Source organism: Microbacterium sp. VKM Ac-2923, from assembly GCF_022815605.1.
In the GTDB taxonomy this organism is placed as follows: domain Bacteria; phylum Actinomycetota; class Actinomycetes; order Actinomycetales; family Microbacteriaceae; genus Microbacterium.
This window is the reverse complement of record NZ_JALGRP010000004.1, coordinates 139,493-151,845: the sequence shown is the minus strand read 5'-3', so window position 1 is coordinate 151,845 and position 12,353 is coordinate 139,493. Positions and strand designations below refer to the sequence as shown.

Below are 12,353 nucleotides of genomic sequence, written 5' to 3'. Positions count from 1 at the left end.
CTATCCACAGCCGCGAATTCGGCGAGAGGGGTGGCGCACTAGCGTGGATGCCATGACCTCTCCCGCGGATCTGCTCGACATCGCCACACGCATCGTCCGAGAGGCGGGGGCGCTCGCCCACCGCCGCCGCCAGGAGGGGGTCACGGTCGCGGCCACCAAGTCCGCCGCCGCCGACATCGTCACCGCCGCCGACCGCGAGGTCGAGGCCTTCATCCGTTCGGAGCTCGCGCGAAAACGACCGGATGACGGGTTCTTCGGTGAGGAGTCCGGAGCCGAAGAGGGCACGAGCGGCATCACGTGGGTCGTCGACCCGATCGACGGGACGGTCAACTACGCCTACGGCATCCCGGCCTGGGCGGTCAGCATCGCCGCGGTCGAGGGTGTGGCTGAGACGGCGTCGTGGACGGCGCTCGCCGGAGTCGTGTTCAATCCCGTGACGGGTGAGCTGTTCCGCGCCGCGCGCGGCGGCGGGGCGTGGCTGGGCGATCGGCGGCTCTCCGTCAGCGAGGTGGGGGAGGCCGGCGGACTCGTCGCGACGGGCTTCGGCTACAACCCCGAGACGCACGGTCCGGCCCTTGCCCAACTGTCGCGCGTCATGCCGATCGCACGCGACGTCCGGCGGATCGGTGCGGCGTCGCTCGACCTCGCATCCGTGGCCGCGGGCCGTGTCGATGCCTACTACGAGAGCGGGACGCACCCGTGGGACCACGCTGCCGGCGCTCTGCTGGTCGAGGAGGCAGGGGGTCGGATCGGCGGCGCACCCGGAGGTCGGCCGGGCAAGGGCATGGTCATCGCGGCGGGCGCGGACTTCTTCGCGAAGCTGGAGCCGCTGCTCGACTTCGACCGGTGAATCGTCCGCCCGCTCATCGCTTTCCCAGATGGGCGGGGTAGGCTGTTTACCAGTTCGTTATCTTCCGCAACCCGAAACTGCGGAGATGGCCAAGCCCTACAGCCCGAAGCCGTCGCCTCTTGCGCGACACGACACGAGAGCCCTTCGCGTTGCCGTCAGAAGCCTCCCCGATCGAGCCCGCCCCCACCCGGCGGTCCCGTCGCCCCCTCGCTGCCGCCCCCGAGCTCGAATCCCGGTCGACCCGGGGCGAGATGCGCCGCCGAGGACTCACCGATTCGCCGGCCGCGACGCCCCTCGATCCGGCGCCGGTCGACGCACCGAACGCCTCGCAGCCCGAGCTGATCGAGAACGTGGCCGCCGCCGTCCTCGAGACGGTGATCGCCGCGACGATCGATCCCACGCTCCCCGAGAAGGATGCCGCACCCGCGACCGACGAGGCATCCGATGCCCTCGAGATCACCGTGGTCGATGAGCGCTCTTCCGACGACGTCGCCGTGATCCTCCAGAGCGCGTCCAACGACGTGGCGACGACGCCTGTCACCCTGCCGACCTCGCCGATCACCCTTCCCGTCTCGTCGCGCCGCTCGCGCCGCCGTCCGCAGGGCGCGACCATCCTCGACAGCGCCGAGACACCGGCCATGCGGGCTCTTGAAGCCCCGGCCGCCGAGGTCGATCAGCCCTCCTCCGCGCAGACCCCTACCGCGCACCCCGAAGCCGCGCAGCCCGACGCTGAGCCGTCCGACGCCGCGCAGGATCAGGATGCGGCTGACGACGAGTTCGTCGCCGCCGCGCGCCTCTTCGCGTTCACCGGCGAGACCGCCGTTCAGGCGGCTCCGGTCGTCGCTCCCGCGCAGACCGCTGTTCCGGGGCTTCCCGCCGCAGCAACGGCCGGCTCGCGTCGCAACGTTCGCCGCCTTACGGCGACGTCGTTCTCCATCGGCGTCATGGGCGTTGTCGGTCTGCTCACGGTGGGCATGACCATGCCGGTCAGCGCGCTCGCCTCGGCCAACGGCACCGACAGCGTCACCGCCACCGAAACCGCGACGACCCGTTTGGCCGTCGGTGGCGACGTCGCGGCATCCGAGGGTGCCATCCAGGCGTACGTGGCTCCGGCCCAAGCGGCGTCGGGTGTCGTCGACCGCGCAGACGGCTACAGCGCGACCACGTACGCCAAGATGGCCGCCGACTCGGGCATCACCAACCCTTCCAACTTCTACGTCAACGACCCGACAGCGCCCATCCAGTGGCCGTTCGCGGTCGGTGTGCCCATCACGTACGGCTTCGGCATGCGCGACGGCACCATGCATGAGGGTGCGGACTTCGTGCCCGGCGAGGGGTCGCCCGTGCAGGCGATCGCCGACGGCACCGTGCGCATCGCGACCGAACAAGGCGGCGCCTTCGGCGTCACGGTGCTCATCGACCACGAGATCGACGGTCAGCTGGTCTCGAGCCGTTACGGTCACATGCAGTATGGCTCGCTCCAGGTCACCCAGGGGCAGCAGGTGAAGGTCGGCCAGTTCCTCGGGCGCACCGGCAACACGGGACGTTCCTTCGGTGCGCACACGCACGTCGAGATTCTGCAGAACGGCACCACCCCGATCGACCCGATCGTGTGGCTGCGTCAGCACACCGGCGGCTGACCCCGATTGGTGGGAGGGTGTCGCGGTCTGATATCCTCTTCAAGTTGCCCGGAGCGATCCGGGTACGCCCCGATAGCTCAGTGGTAGAGCACTTCCATGGTAAGGAAGGGGTCGTCAGTTCAATCCTGACTCGGGGCTCAAGGCATCCACGTTCACACTGCGGATGCCGTCGCGGCGGGGTAGCTCAGTTGGTGAGAGCGCACGACTCATAATCGTGAGGTCGCGGGTTCAAGCCCCGCTCCCGCTACACAATTTCCTGATCAGCCCCGGTTGCGACCGGGGCTGTCGTCGTTTCCCGGACGAGCCCGGCCAGCTTCAATCCCAGCGCGTGTCCCGCTCGTCGTCGTCCCCGGCCCGCGCCGGGTCCGTGCCCGGCCACTCCAGCTGGAAGCCGCACTCTCGACACTCGTCGGCGCGGATGCCCTCGTCGAGCAGCGGGTGCATCGTCACGCCGCACGCGGGGCAGATCGGCTGCGCCGCGTCGGCGAAGGGGTTCGCGTAGTCCACAGGCCCTCCGTCCGTACCGGGATGCCGAGTGTCCGGCCCTCCTCCATTGTCGCGGCCCGACGTGCCGCTAGCGTCGGATCATGCCTGCTTCTTCCGCCCGCCTGGGCTTCGGCCTGGCCGCCGTGGGACGGCCGGCGTACATCACCACCGACCGCGACGACGATCTGGGCACCGCCGCGGACCGCTCGGTGTCGGCGCTCCGCGCCAGAGCGCACGAGTTGCTCGACGAGGCGTGGGGTCTCGGCATCCGGTACGTCGACGTGGCGCGCTCGTACGGCCGGGCGGAGGAGTTCCTCGGCGATTGGCTCGCGGCGCATCCTGAGAGGCGTTCCGAGCTCGTGATCGGCTCGAAGTGGGGGTACGCGTACGTCGGCGAGTGGAAGATGGATGCCGCCGTGCACGAACGCAAGGAGCACTCGGCGGCCATGTTCGACCGGCAGTGGCCCGAGACGCGCGCCGCCTTGCGGTCGGCGCCCGACTTCTTCCTCATCCACTCGGTGACGCCCGACAGCGCGGTGCTCTCTGACGAGGCGGTGCTCGAGCGGATGCGAGGTCTTCGGGTCGACGGGGTGCGGGTGGGGCTGTCGACGAGCGGTCCCCGCCAGGCGGACGTCGTGCGGGCGGCGATGCACCTCGACGACAGCCCGTTCTCCGTGGTGCAGTCCACCTGGAACCTGCGCGAGTCCTCGGCGGACGCCGCGTTGACCGAGGCCCACGACGCCGGCTGGACGGTGGTGATCAAAGAAGCGCTGGCCAACGGGGAGTTGGCGAGGGCGGAGGCGGGCACTGACCTCGACGAGGCGGCATCCGGGATCGACACCGATCTGTTCTCTCTCGGAGCGGCCCTCGGACAGCCGTTCGCCGACATCGTGCTGAGCGGCGCGACGACAACCGACCACCTGCGCCGCGGCGTCGGGGCGCAGGTGGTCGGGGTCAGCCGAGCGGTGCTCGAGCGTCTGGCTGTCGAGCCCGCGGACTATTGGCGGCGCCGGTCCGAGCGGCCGTGGCGCTGACGCGGCACGAGCGGGCCTGTCCCTCGCGGGCGAGACGACCGATCAGGGAACGCAGCGCACGTCGGCGACGGAGCCCGACACGTTCGCCCACGACCCGGCGATCGCGGTGGCGAGCACAGAGCCCGACGATGACCGAGCCTGCGCGTAGCCGGTGGAACGGGCATCCGCGATCGAACGCACCGTCATCCCGGGTGCGTACGTCCCGCACGAGGACCACGACACCCGCGTGCCCGACAGGCCCGTTCCGCTGAACGCGCACACGTTGCCGGTGGCGCAGCTGCCCACAGCCTCCTCGCCGGGCACGTCCATGCTCATGCCGAGCTCGGGCCAGCGTGCGTGGTTCGCGTCGATGACGATGCCGCCCGGTAATTCCTCGAGTGCGGCGGCGATGTCGGGGTGGAGGTCATCGGGAGCGGTCATTGCGGGGCGTCCTTCCTATCGCGCACATCCCACAGGATGTAGTCGGTGATCGATCCGGCGGGGAGTTTCAAGTTCGGGTTGTCCTCGACGAGGGCTGATTCATAGCCCACAATGCGGCCCGTCTCCGTCGAGATCAGCAGGGAGATGTCCGCGTTGGCTGCGCCCGACAGGATGCCGCCGAGCCCGACGACCGGGCGACCTAGGCGGTCGTGGGTGGTGCCCAGCACACGCAATCCGGGCGCGGAGCCGATGAGATCGAGCAGGGCCGACTGCTGCGCACCCGTGAGCGTCCACTCGCTCTGCAGCGACCGCACCGCCAGCATCACGTCGCCGGCCGTGAGCGGTTCGCTCGCCCCCGTCGAGGCGACTGCCAACGCCCGCATGGCGTCGACGGTCGGGGCGGGAGGAGTGCGCGTGAGAGGGGAGAACTGGTTCTGCACAAAACGCATGTCGCTGACGACGGTGCCGGGCGTCGGATCGTCGGCGGGGACGGTGTCGCCGTCGGCGTTGGTCGTCTCGGCCGCCGTGGTGACGATCGACCCGGACAGGTCCTCGTTCCACCGCAGGTCGACCCACTCGCGGCGGAAGACCGTGGCCTCCGCGTCATCGGGAGAGCCGCTGAAGTACCACCCGAGCGAGAGCGACCGGCGCTCCGGCAGGAGGGAGGTCGTCGACTCGGCCAGTCGCCGCTGTGCGTCGGCGATCACCTCCGAGGCACCGTCGGCGACGGCGGAGTAGACGAGGGGCTTGGGAGTGAGGGCGTATGCCGAAGGAGCCGGCATCCAGAGAACCCCGGACACGATGGCGAGCACGAGCACCACGGCAGCCGCGGCGGACGTCCAGGCGAGAACGGGGCGACGTCGACGTGCGACGGGGCGGCCGACGATCTCACGCAGACGTCGTTCGGCGTCGAGCGGGATCGGTGCCTCGGGCGGCGTACGGGCGGGGTCGAGCCGACGCAGGGCCCGCGCGAGCTCATCGTCGGTCATCGCGCACCTCCTCGCCGGTCGGGGCCGCTCGGCCCAGGAGGGGTCGCAGTCGCGAGCGCAGACGATTCAGCCGGGTCCACACGGCGCCCTCGCTCGTGCCGATCACGACCGCGACCTCGGCGGCCGACAGCTCCTCCCAGTACGTCAGCCAGAGGATCTCGCGCTCGCGCTCGGGCAGCTCGCGAATGGCGTCCAGCAGGCGCTCGGTCATCGCGGGCTCCGCCTCGCTCGACAGGGTGCGCACGTGGTCCTCGATATGCGTCCACAGGGCCCCCTCTCGATCACGTCGTCGGTATTCGTTTGCAATGAGATTGCGTGCGGTCCGGTACAGCCAGGGCAGTCCGAACGGATCGCGGGGATCGCGTTTGCGCCAGGCGATCTCGAAGCAGTCCATCGTGAGGTCTGCGGCGGCCTCGCGATCCGAGACGCGCCGTTCGATGAATCGGAGAACGGCGTTGTGGTGCTCGCGGAAGAGCGCCACGAAATCCGACTCGTTGATCACCGGTGTAGGTCTCCGTGTATTCGTAAGGACAGTGTTTGATCGAGGCAAATCCTTACACATCGACGTGACCGGAGTTTTTTTGCGAGGGGCTGTAAGGATCCGATTCCGACAGACACCTCTCTCATGGGGGTGGGTGTCCTCTCCGGCTTCGAGACGACACCCGCACGCCCGCCGACCGATGTTCGGGACTGACCTCGGCGGGTGAGGGGTTGCACTGCGTGGGGGCAGTGCAACCCCTCGGATCCTCGACACCGATGCCTGATGCCGCGACGCCGACGTCAGTCCGGATCGACCACGGTATTCGTGATGCGGGCCGTTGCGATGAGTCGCTCGGCGTCGTCGCGGACCACGACGTCCTCGGTCGCTGCGTCACGGCGCGCCGCGGAGGGCACCGCGACCCGCAGCCGCGCGCTCAGGCTGTGCGTAGGCCGTCGAGGGCGATGCGCACGATGTCCGCGCCGAGGCGCCCGCCGTCGACGCCGCCGCCGGGGCGATACCACTCCACGACGGAGTTGATCATGCCGAACAGCAGACGGGCGGCGACCGCGGCGTCGACGTCGTCGCGCACGTCTCCCTCGGCCTGCGCCGCGGCGACGAGGTCCGTCACGCGGTGGTCGAAGACGCGCCGGCGCTCGAGGGCCGCCTGCTCGACGGGACTGTTGCCGCGCACGCGCAACAGCAGCGTCACCGAGGGAAGTTGTGCGACGAGCACGTCCGTGGCGCCGGTGAGCACGAAGCGAAGGCGCTCGGATGCCGGTCCCACCGAGGCGCGGGGATCGTCGAGCACGGCCTCGAGGCCGCCCAGACCCGTCTCCAACGCCACCGAGAGCAGCTCTTCTTTCGAGGCGAAGTGATGGTAGAGCGCCGACTTCGCGAGTCCGAGGTGGCGGGCGAGGTCGGAGACGCTCGTGGCGTCGTAGCCCTGCGCGTTGAAGACCTGCACCGCCACGGCGAGGATGCCGTCGCGATCGTACCCTGGTCGCCCTCGTCGAGCGGGGGAGTCCTCAGAGGTCGAGGCGGGGTTCGGCGCGGTCACGATGTCAGTGTGTCACTCCAGCAGCCCGGGGGAGTCGGCGCGCAGAAGCGCGCGCGCCGCGTTGCCGATGACCGCGCTGTAGGTCGGGTAGGCGAATCGCACGCCCGCCAGGGTCGCCACGTCGATACCCGCGGCCATCGCCGTCGTGACCGACTGGATGACCTCGACGGCGTTCTCGCCCACCGCGTGCGCTCCGAGCACGAGCTCCCGGCGACGGTCGGCGATGAGCATGAGGAAGCCGTTCTCGCGGTCGTCGATCACCGCGCGGTCGAGGTCGGCGAAGCTGACCGTCGCCACGACGCACGAGGGGTCGCGGTCGCGCGCCTGCTCCTCGGTGAGGCCGACACCGGCGTAGTCGGGGTCGGTGAACCCGCCCGCGGGGAGCAGGTGGTGGGGTGTGCGGCGGTTCGCGCCGAGCACGGCGTTCTCGGCGGCGGCCTCGCCCTCGAACTGCGCCGCCTGCACCAGCATGTCGCGGCCGTTCGCGTCCCCCACGGCGAGAATGTGCGGCACGACCGTGCGGAAGTATCGGTCGACGGGGATCGCCGAGCGCTCCACGTCGATCCCGGCACGGTCGAGGCCCAGGTCTTCGACGTCGGCCGGCCACCCGGTGGCCATGATGACGACGTCCGCGTCGACCTCGCGTGCCTCGCCGCTCTCGCGCCAGGTCAGGCGGATCGCGTCATCCCGCTCCTCGAGGCGTTCGACCGTTTCGATACCGGTGTGCACGTCGACCCCGTGCGCCACGAAGGAGTCGGCGATGACACTCGAGATCCGGGCATCGGATGCCATGAGCACCCGCGGCGCCACGTCGAGCAGTGTCACCTCGGAACCGAACGAACGGAACACCGTCACGAGTTGGGCGCCGGTGTTGCCCGCGCCGATGACGGCGACGCGGCGGGGGAGTTCGGTCAGGGACAGGACGTCCTCGGGAACGGTCGCGAGCTCGGCGCCCGGGATGGGAAGGCGCCGGGAGTGTCCGCCCACGCACACGAGGATGGACTCGGCGCGCACGAGGCGGCCGCTGTCGAGGCGCAGGGTGTGATCGTCGACGAAGCGGGCGCGTCCCTCGTGGATGAGCTCGATGCCGGCTTCGGCGAAACGCTCGGCCTCGCGCTTGATGGAGCGCACGGCATCCACCCGTTCATGTACGCGGCTCACCACGGCCGGCCAGTCGACGCGGGGTTCGTCGACGACGATCCCGTAGTCGTCGGCCGAGCGCGTCTCCCTCATGAGACGGGCGGCCTTCGCGAGGACGCGCGTGGGGACGCACCCGGTGTTGACGCAGGTGCCGCCGACCCGACCGGCTTCGAGCACGACGACGGAGGCGCCGAGCTCCGCGGCCCTCAGGGCAGCCGCGGTTCCGGCCGGTCCCGCGCCGATCACGGCGATGTCGTAGCTGTCGGCGTCGCTCACGATGGTTCTCCCGTTCGATCGGTGATCCCAGTCAAACCCGTCCCGACGACGGGGGCGCAGGGCTTGCGCCGCGGGTCAGAACCCTTCGTAGATGTCGGTCGCCGTCAGCCCCGTACCGCCGAGGGCGTGGACCCCCGGAGCGGGATGCAACTCGAACGTCGTGCCGTCGTGCAGGAGCACGGCGGTGTAGTCGCCCCGGGTGTCGAGCTTGAGCTCGTAGCGGCCGGTGTCGATCAGCCGGAGCGTCACAACCGCTCCGCTGCGGGCCAGGAAGCTCACTTCTTTCTCGTGGGCCGTGGGGAGAGGGATGACGGGCTGGTCGTCGTCGGTCATTTGTGATCGCGCCATGAGTGCTGCGGGTCGAAGCCGAGGAGGCGCCGCGCCTTGTCGATCGACAGCAGCGTCGTGTTCTCGCCCAGATCGCCGCGTGTCTCGACGCCAGGGAACACCTCGGCGACGAGCTCGGCGTTCGGACGCGTCATGACCGTATCGGCGGCGGCGATGATGAACGTGTCGAACCCCGTCGGTGCGGCATCGAGCGCGCGCTCGATCGACTGCGCGCCGTCCCGCGCGTCGATGTAGCCCCACAGGTTCCACTTGCGGGTGCGCGCGTCGGCGTCGAAGGGGAACTCGGCGTAGTCCTCGGGAACCATGACGTTGGAGAACCGGAGCGCGGTGATCGCCAGGTCGGGATGCCACCTCACCAGCTCGGTCGCCAGTCGCTCCTCGAGCGTCTTCACCAGCGAATAGACCGACTCGGGCCGCGGGGCGTACTCCTCGTCGACGGGGATGTAGGGCGGCGGCACGTCGAACGGCAGGCCCAGGACCGTCTCGCTGGAGGCGTAGACGATTCTGCGGATGCCGAGGCGCACGGCGGCCCAGAACACGTTGAACGTGCTCGTCATGTTGTTGTGGAACGTGGCGATGTCGGAGCGGATGCCGGGTGCGGGGATCGCGCCGAGGTGTACGACGGCGTCGAAGCCCGTGTGCTGGTCGTTCACTCCGGCGAGGGCGTCGATCACCTGGCCGTAGTCGGTGAGGTCGACCTGGACGAAGCCGGGCCCCCGCTCACCGTGGATGTCGAGGCCGATGACGTCGTGTCCGGCGGCACGCAGTTCGTGCGCGACGACGGTGCCGAGCTTGCCGGAAGAGCCGGTGAGGGCGATACGCATAGGGGTCCTTCGGGTTGGAGGTGGTGTCGAAGATAGTGCCGGGCACCGACAGTCGGCCGCGGGTTGACGTCGAGACCGCCGAGCCGCACAGGGCGGTCAGCGGTTGTACGCCTCCTCCTGCTCGTCGTCGTCGGGGCCCTGGGCGACGACGGCGTCGACGATGACGGTGTCTCCGCCGTCGTCGCGGGCGCCGACGAGGGTCGAGCCGGTCCGTGCCATGCGAAGGGTCCGTCCGTCAAGGTCCGAGCCCCCGGACGACCCGGGGTGTTTCGCTATGGGGACGAGCCGGATCCGTGAAACGTCACGGATCGAGGCTGGAAAATTGCTGACAGGAACCGCGATGCCCTCTTTGTCTTCCGCCACAGACGCGTTCCTCGCGTCGCGGGCGGCCGACGGTGACCAACTCGCCTTCGGGGTGCTGGTGCGCAGGCACGCGCCCTTCCTCGTCGCCTTCGCGACGCGATTGACCGGGTCGCGCGCCGATGCGGACGACTGCGTTCAGGAGGCCCTCATCACCGCGTGGCGGCGACTGCCCGACCTGACCGATCCCGAGAAGGTGCGCAGCTGGCTCACCACGATCGTGTCGCGCAAGGTGACCGACCGGATGCGATCGCGCAAGATCTCGGAGCAGATCGACGAGCAGATGGTCTCGGCGAAAGACGACCCGGAGCGCGCCGTTGTGGCATCGTCGCAGATGGACGCGCTGAAGAAGGTCCTCGGTGATCTGCCCGAGGAGTTGCGCGTCGTCTGGGTGCTTCGCGAGGTCGGCGGGCACAGTTACGACGAGATCGCCGTCGAAGTCGGCGAGACCGCCGCGACCGTGCGAGGCCGTCTCGCCCGTGCCCGAAAGACCGTGTTGGAACGCATGCAGGAGTGGAGGTGACCGGAATGAGTGACGACATCGACGACATCGGCGGCTCGGGGTACTCCCTCGAGGAGCTCTCGGCCTACCTCGATCGGGGGCGCACCCCCCGCATCCCCGCGATCGAGCGCAACGCTGAGTGCCAAGCCGTCCTCGCGTCCATGGAACGAATGGGCCGTCTGTCTCGCGAGATCGTCGAGGAGCAGGCATCCGAGCCCCTCGCCGAATCCTGGTACGACAGCATCATGCGGCAGGTCATGCGCGAGTTCCGTGCGGGCCGCGACATCCCCCTCGCCCGCGCCGCGGACGGTACCGAGATCGTCGTGACCGAAGGGGCGCTGTACGAGTTGATCCGCACCGTCGGCGACGGCGTGTCGGGAGTGCTGGTCGGCCGCGTGCACCTGAACCAGTCCGAACCGGAGGCCCCGCTCGACGTCCGCGTAACGGTGAGCGTGCGCTTCGGCCGCGCGATGACGGCCGCTGTCGACGAGATGCGCGACGGCATCCGCACCGCCATCGAGCGCCATGGCGACCTCAGAGTGGGTCGAGTCGATGTCACCGTGGGCGACGTGCACACGGACGAGGGAGAAGACCGATGACCCCGATCACCGCCGCCGAACTGGCGCCGCGCATCGATCTCGCCGTGACCGCGGTCGAGGGCGTGCGAGAGAGCTACTCCGCGCGTCCGGTCGTCGCCCGCGCGATCGAGCACGTGGCCGAAGTCGAGGGTTCGCTGGCCTCCGTCGAGGAGGCGGCGGGTGCTCGCGCCATCACCGTGTGCATCGGGGTCTCGCAGGATGAGGACGCGGCGACCGTGGCATCGGCCGTCGCCGCCGCCGCCCGAGGAGCGGGGGACGACGGCATGCCGTCGTCCGTTCGCGTGCGCGTGGCGCGTCTGGTGGTCCCCGCTTCCTGAGTCGCTTCACGGCCCTCGACACCCACGGCGGCTTACGCTGGGAGCACCGCCCGCTCGCTCTCGGAGGTCGTATGACCACGCCGCCCCTCATCGCCGTCACCGGATCCACCGGCGCCGTAGGAGGACGCGTCGCGCGCGACCTCGCCGCCCGCGGCATCCCTCAGCGTCTTCTGGTTCGCGACGCGTCGCGCGCGCCGTCGCTCGAGGGCGTCGACGTGCACGTGGCGGGGTACTCCGACGCGGATGCCGCCCGCACGGCTTTGCAGGGGGTGGAGACGCTCTTCATGGTGTCGGCGTCCGAGACCGCCGACCGGGTCGAGCATCACCGGACGTTCGTGGAGGCTGCCGCGGCCGCCGGTGTCCGTTCCATCGTCTACACCTCGTTCCTCGCGGCGGCCCCCGACGCCGTCTTCACGCTCGGGCGCGACCACGCCGCGACCGAGGAGATCATCGGTGCGTCGGGCATGCGGTGGACGTTCCTGCGCGACAACTTCTACATGGACATGATGGAGCTCTTCGCCGGTGACGACGGCGTCATCCGAGGTCCTGCCGGCCACGGGCGGTGCTCCCTCGTCTCCCGTGCCGATGTCGCGGCCACCGCGGTCTCGGTGCTGCGGGACCCCGGCGCGCACGCCGACACCGCGTACGACTTGACGGGTCCCGAGGCCCTGACGATGACCGAGGTGGCGCAGAAGATCTCCGCCGTCCGCGGTCACCCCGTGCGTTTCGTCGACGAGAGCATCGACGACGCCTACGCCTCGCGCGCCGCCTTCGGCGCCCCGCGCTGGCAGGTCGACGCCTGGGTCAGCACCTACACCGCCATCGCCAGCGGCGACCTCGCCGCCGTGTCCGACGACGTCGAGCGCGTGACGGGCCGGAAGGCGCAGGTTTTCGAGGAGTTCCTCGGCGCCGTGTCGTGACGATCGGCGGGGGAGGGTATGCTGGCCGCGTGCTGACCTGTCGCTGTTGTCGCTGAACGCTCCCGCGTTCTCTCGACGACCCCGTCAGCCGCGCCCTCCGGCGCCACATC

16 protein-coding genes and 2 tRNA genes are annotated in these 12,353 nt (G+C 70.0%); 9 read left to right on the top strand and 9 right to left on the bottom strand.

Going from position 1 to position 12,353, the window contains the following annotated elements:
* The first annotated feature begins 52 nt into the window (after window positions 1-52).
* The 4 genes from MT347_RS08555 to MT347_RS08540 all read left to right on the top strand — a co-directional run bounded on the left by MT347_RS08555 (window position 53) and on the right by MT347_RS08540 (window position 2,737).
* Window positions 53-850, top strand: a complete 798-nt coding sequence (locus MT347_RS08555; RefSeq protein WP_243500093.1) for an inositol monophosphatase family protein — start codon at window positions 53-55, stop codon at window positions 848-850.
* Between the two features lie 251 nt (window positions 851-1,101).
* Entirely contained in the window at window positions 1,102-2,490 is a 1,389-nt protein-coding gene (locus MT347_RS08550) for a M23 family metallopeptidase (RefSeq protein ID WP_243500091.1), read from the top strand.
* Between the two features lie 66 nt (window positions 2,491-2,556).
* Window positions 2,557-2,628, top strand: a tRNA-Thr gene (locus MT347_RS08545).
* A 35-nt stretch (window positions 2,629-2,663) separates the two neighbouring features.
* Window positions 2,664-2,737: transfer RNA gene (locus tag MT347_RS08540), tRNA-Met, on the top strand.
* Between the two features lie 68 nt (window positions 2,738-2,805).
* Here MT347_RS08540 and MT347_RS08535 read toward each other — a convergent pair.
* Window positions 2,806-2,997 carry a zf-TFIIB domain-containing protein gene (locus tag MT347_RS08535; protein WP_243500089.1) on the bottom strand — a complete coding sequence of 64 codons (192 nt, stop codon included), beginning with the start codon at window positions 2,995-2,997 and terminating at the stop codon, window positions 2,806-2,808.
* An 80-nt stretch (window positions 2,998-3,077) separates the two neighbouring features.
* On the opposite strand from MT347_RS08535, the gene MT347_RS08530 reads away from it, so the two are divergent.
* Window positions 3,078-4,010, top strand: a complete 933-nt coding sequence (locus MT347_RS08530; RefSeq protein WP_243500087.1) for an aldo/keto reductase — start codon at window positions 3,078-3,080, stop codon at window positions 4,008-4,010.
* 42 nt (window positions 4,011-4,052) lie between these two features.
* Here MT347_RS08530 and MT347_RS08525 read toward each other — a convergent pair whose 3' ends face one another.
* The 8 genes from MT347_RS08525 to MT347_RS18145 all read right to left on the bottom strand — a co-directional run bounded on the left by MT347_RS08525 (window position 4,053) and on the right by MT347_RS18145 (window position 9,764).
* Window positions 4,053-4,430: a hypothetical protein gene (locus MT347_RS08525; protein WP_243500085.1), complete on the bottom strand. Its 378-nt coding sequence runs from the start codon at window positions 4,428-4,430 to the stop codon at window positions 4,053-4,055.
* A complete protein-coding gene (locus MT347_RS08520; RefSeq protein WP_243500083.1) occupies window positions 4,427-5,419 on the bottom strand; it encodes a hypothetical protein in 993 nt (330 codons plus the stop codon). The genes MT347_RS08525 and MT347_RS08520 overlap by 4 nt, the downstream gene beginning before the upstream one ends.
* On the bottom strand, window positions 5,406-5,921 hold the full coding sequence (locus MT347_RS08515; protein WP_243500081.1) for an RNA polymerase sigma factor: 516 nt from the start codon (window positions 5,919-5,921) through the stop codon (window positions 5,406-5,408). The genes MT347_RS08520 and MT347_RS08515 overlap by 14 nt, the downstream gene beginning before the upstream one ends.
* Before the next feature lie 412 nt (window positions 5,922-6,333).
* The gene (locus MT347_RS08510; protein ID WP_243500078.1) at window positions 6,334-6,957 is read right to left on the bottom strand and encodes a TetR/AcrR family transcriptional regulator; all 624 of its coding nucleotides are present in this window, start codon (window positions 6,955-6,957) and stop codon (window positions 6,334-6,336) included.
* A 12-nt stretch (window positions 6,958-6,969) separates the two neighbouring features.
* Window positions 6,970-8,373 (bottom strand): NAD(P)/FAD-dependent oxidoreductase, encoded by a 1,404-nt coding sequence (locus MT347_RS08505; protein ID WP_243500077.1) that lies wholly within the window; start codon window positions 8,371-8,373, stop codon window positions 6,970-6,972.
* Between the two features lie 75 nt (window positions 8,374-8,448).
* Window positions 8,449-8,706, bottom strand: a complete 258-nt coding sequence (locus tag MT347_RS08500; RefSeq protein ID WP_243500074.1) for a hypothetical protein — start codon at window positions 8,704-8,706, stop codon at window positions 8,449-8,451.
* A complete protein-coding gene (locus tag MT347_RS08495) occupies window positions 8,703-9,545 on the bottom strand; it encodes an NAD(P)-dependent oxidoreductase (protein ID WP_243500072.1) in 843 nt (280 codons plus the stop codon). The genes MT347_RS08500 and MT347_RS08495 overlap by 4 nt, the downstream gene beginning before the upstream one ends.
* A gap of 96 nt (window positions 9,546-9,641) precedes the next feature.
* Window positions 9,642-9,764, bottom strand: coding sequence for a hypothetical protein (locus tag MT347_RS18145; protein WP_279391167.1), 123 nt, complete (start codon window positions 9,762-9,764; stop codon window positions 9,642-9,644).
* 121 nt (window positions 9,765-9,885) lie between these two features.
* On the opposite strand from MT347_RS18145, the gene MT347_RS08490 reads away from it, so the two are divergent.
* From MT347_RS08490 to MT347_RS08475, 4 genes are all read left to right on the top strand, one after another.
* Window positions 9,886-10,428 carry an RNA polymerase sigma factor gene (locus MT347_RS08490; protein WP_243500070.1) on the top strand — a complete coding sequence of 181 codons (543 nt, stop codon included), beginning with the start codon at window positions 9,886-9,888 and terminating at the stop codon, window positions 10,426-10,428.
* Window positions 10,429-10,433: 5 nt separating this feature from the next.
* Complete coding sequence (locus MT347_RS08485) at window positions 10,434-11,006, top strand: Asp23/Gls24 family envelope stress response protein (RefSeq protein ID WP_243500068.1); 573 nt, start codon at window positions 10,434-10,436, stop codon at window positions 11,004-11,006.
* Window positions 11,003-11,323, top strand: a complete 321-nt coding sequence (locus MT347_RS08480; RefSeq protein WP_243500066.1) for a hypothetical protein — start codon at window positions 11,003-11,005, stop codon at window positions 11,321-11,323. The genes MT347_RS08485 and MT347_RS08480 overlap by 4 nt, the downstream gene beginning before the upstream one ends.
* 71 nt (window positions 11,324-11,394) lie before the next feature.
* Window positions 11,395-12,243, top strand: coding sequence for an SDR family oxidoreductase (locus MT347_RS08475; protein ID WP_243500064.1), 849 nt, complete (start codon window positions 11,395-11,397; stop codon window positions 12,241-12,243).
* The last annotated feature ends 110 nt before the right edge of the window (window positions 12,244-12,353 follow it).

Excerpts from the sequence above, each read along its gene's own strand:
- MT347_RS08555 (WP_243500093.1), top strand. The coding sequence starts at position 53 with ATGACCTCTCCCGCGGATCTGCTCGACATCGCCACACGCATCGTCCGA.
- MT347_RS08550 (WP_243500091.1), top strand. The coding sequence starts at position 1,102 with ATGCGCCGCCGAGGACTCACCGATTCGCCGGCCGCGACGCCCCTCGAT.
- MT347_RS08530 (WP_243500087.1), top strand. The coding sequence starts at position 3,078 with ATGCCTGCTTCTTCCGCCCGCCTGGGCTTCGGCCTGGCCGCCGTGGGA.
- MT347_RS08525 (WP_243500085.1), bottom strand. The coding sequence starts at position 4,430 with ATGACCGCTCCCGATGACCTCCACCCCGACATCGCCGCCGCACTCGAG.
- MT347_RS08520 (WP_243500083.1), bottom strand. The coding sequence starts at position 5,419 with ATGACCGACGATGAGCTCGCGCGGGCCCTGCGTCGGCTCGACCCCGCC.
- MT347_RS08500 (WP_243500074.1), bottom strand. The coding sequence starts at position 8,706 with ATGACCGACGACGACCAGCCCGTCATCCCTCTCCCCACGGCCCACGAG.
- MT347_RS08495 (WP_243500072.1), bottom strand. The coding sequence starts at position 9,545 with ATGCGTATCGCCCTCACCGGCTCTTCCGGCAAGCTCGGCACCGTCGTC.
- MT347_RS18145 (WP_279391167.1), bottom strand. The coding sequence starts at position 9,764 with ATGGCACGGACCGGCTCGACCCTCGTCGGCGCCCGCGACGACGGCGGA.
- MT347_RS08490 (WP_243500070.1), top strand. The coding sequence starts at position 9,886 with ATGCCCTCTTTGTCTTCCGCCACAGACGCGTTCCTCGCGTCGCGGGCG.
- MT347_RS08485 (WP_243500068.1), top strand. The coding sequence starts at position 10,434 with ATGAGTGACGACATCGACGACATCGGCGGCTCGGGGTACTCCCTCGAG.
- MT347_RS08480 (WP_243500066.1), top strand. The coding sequence starts at position 11,003 with ATGACCCCGATCACCGCCGCCGAACTGGCGCCGCGCATCGATCTCGCC.
- MT347_RS08475 (WP_243500064.1), top strand. The coding sequence starts at position 11,395 with ATGACCACGCCGCCCCTCATCGCCGTCACCGGATCCACCGGCGCCGTA.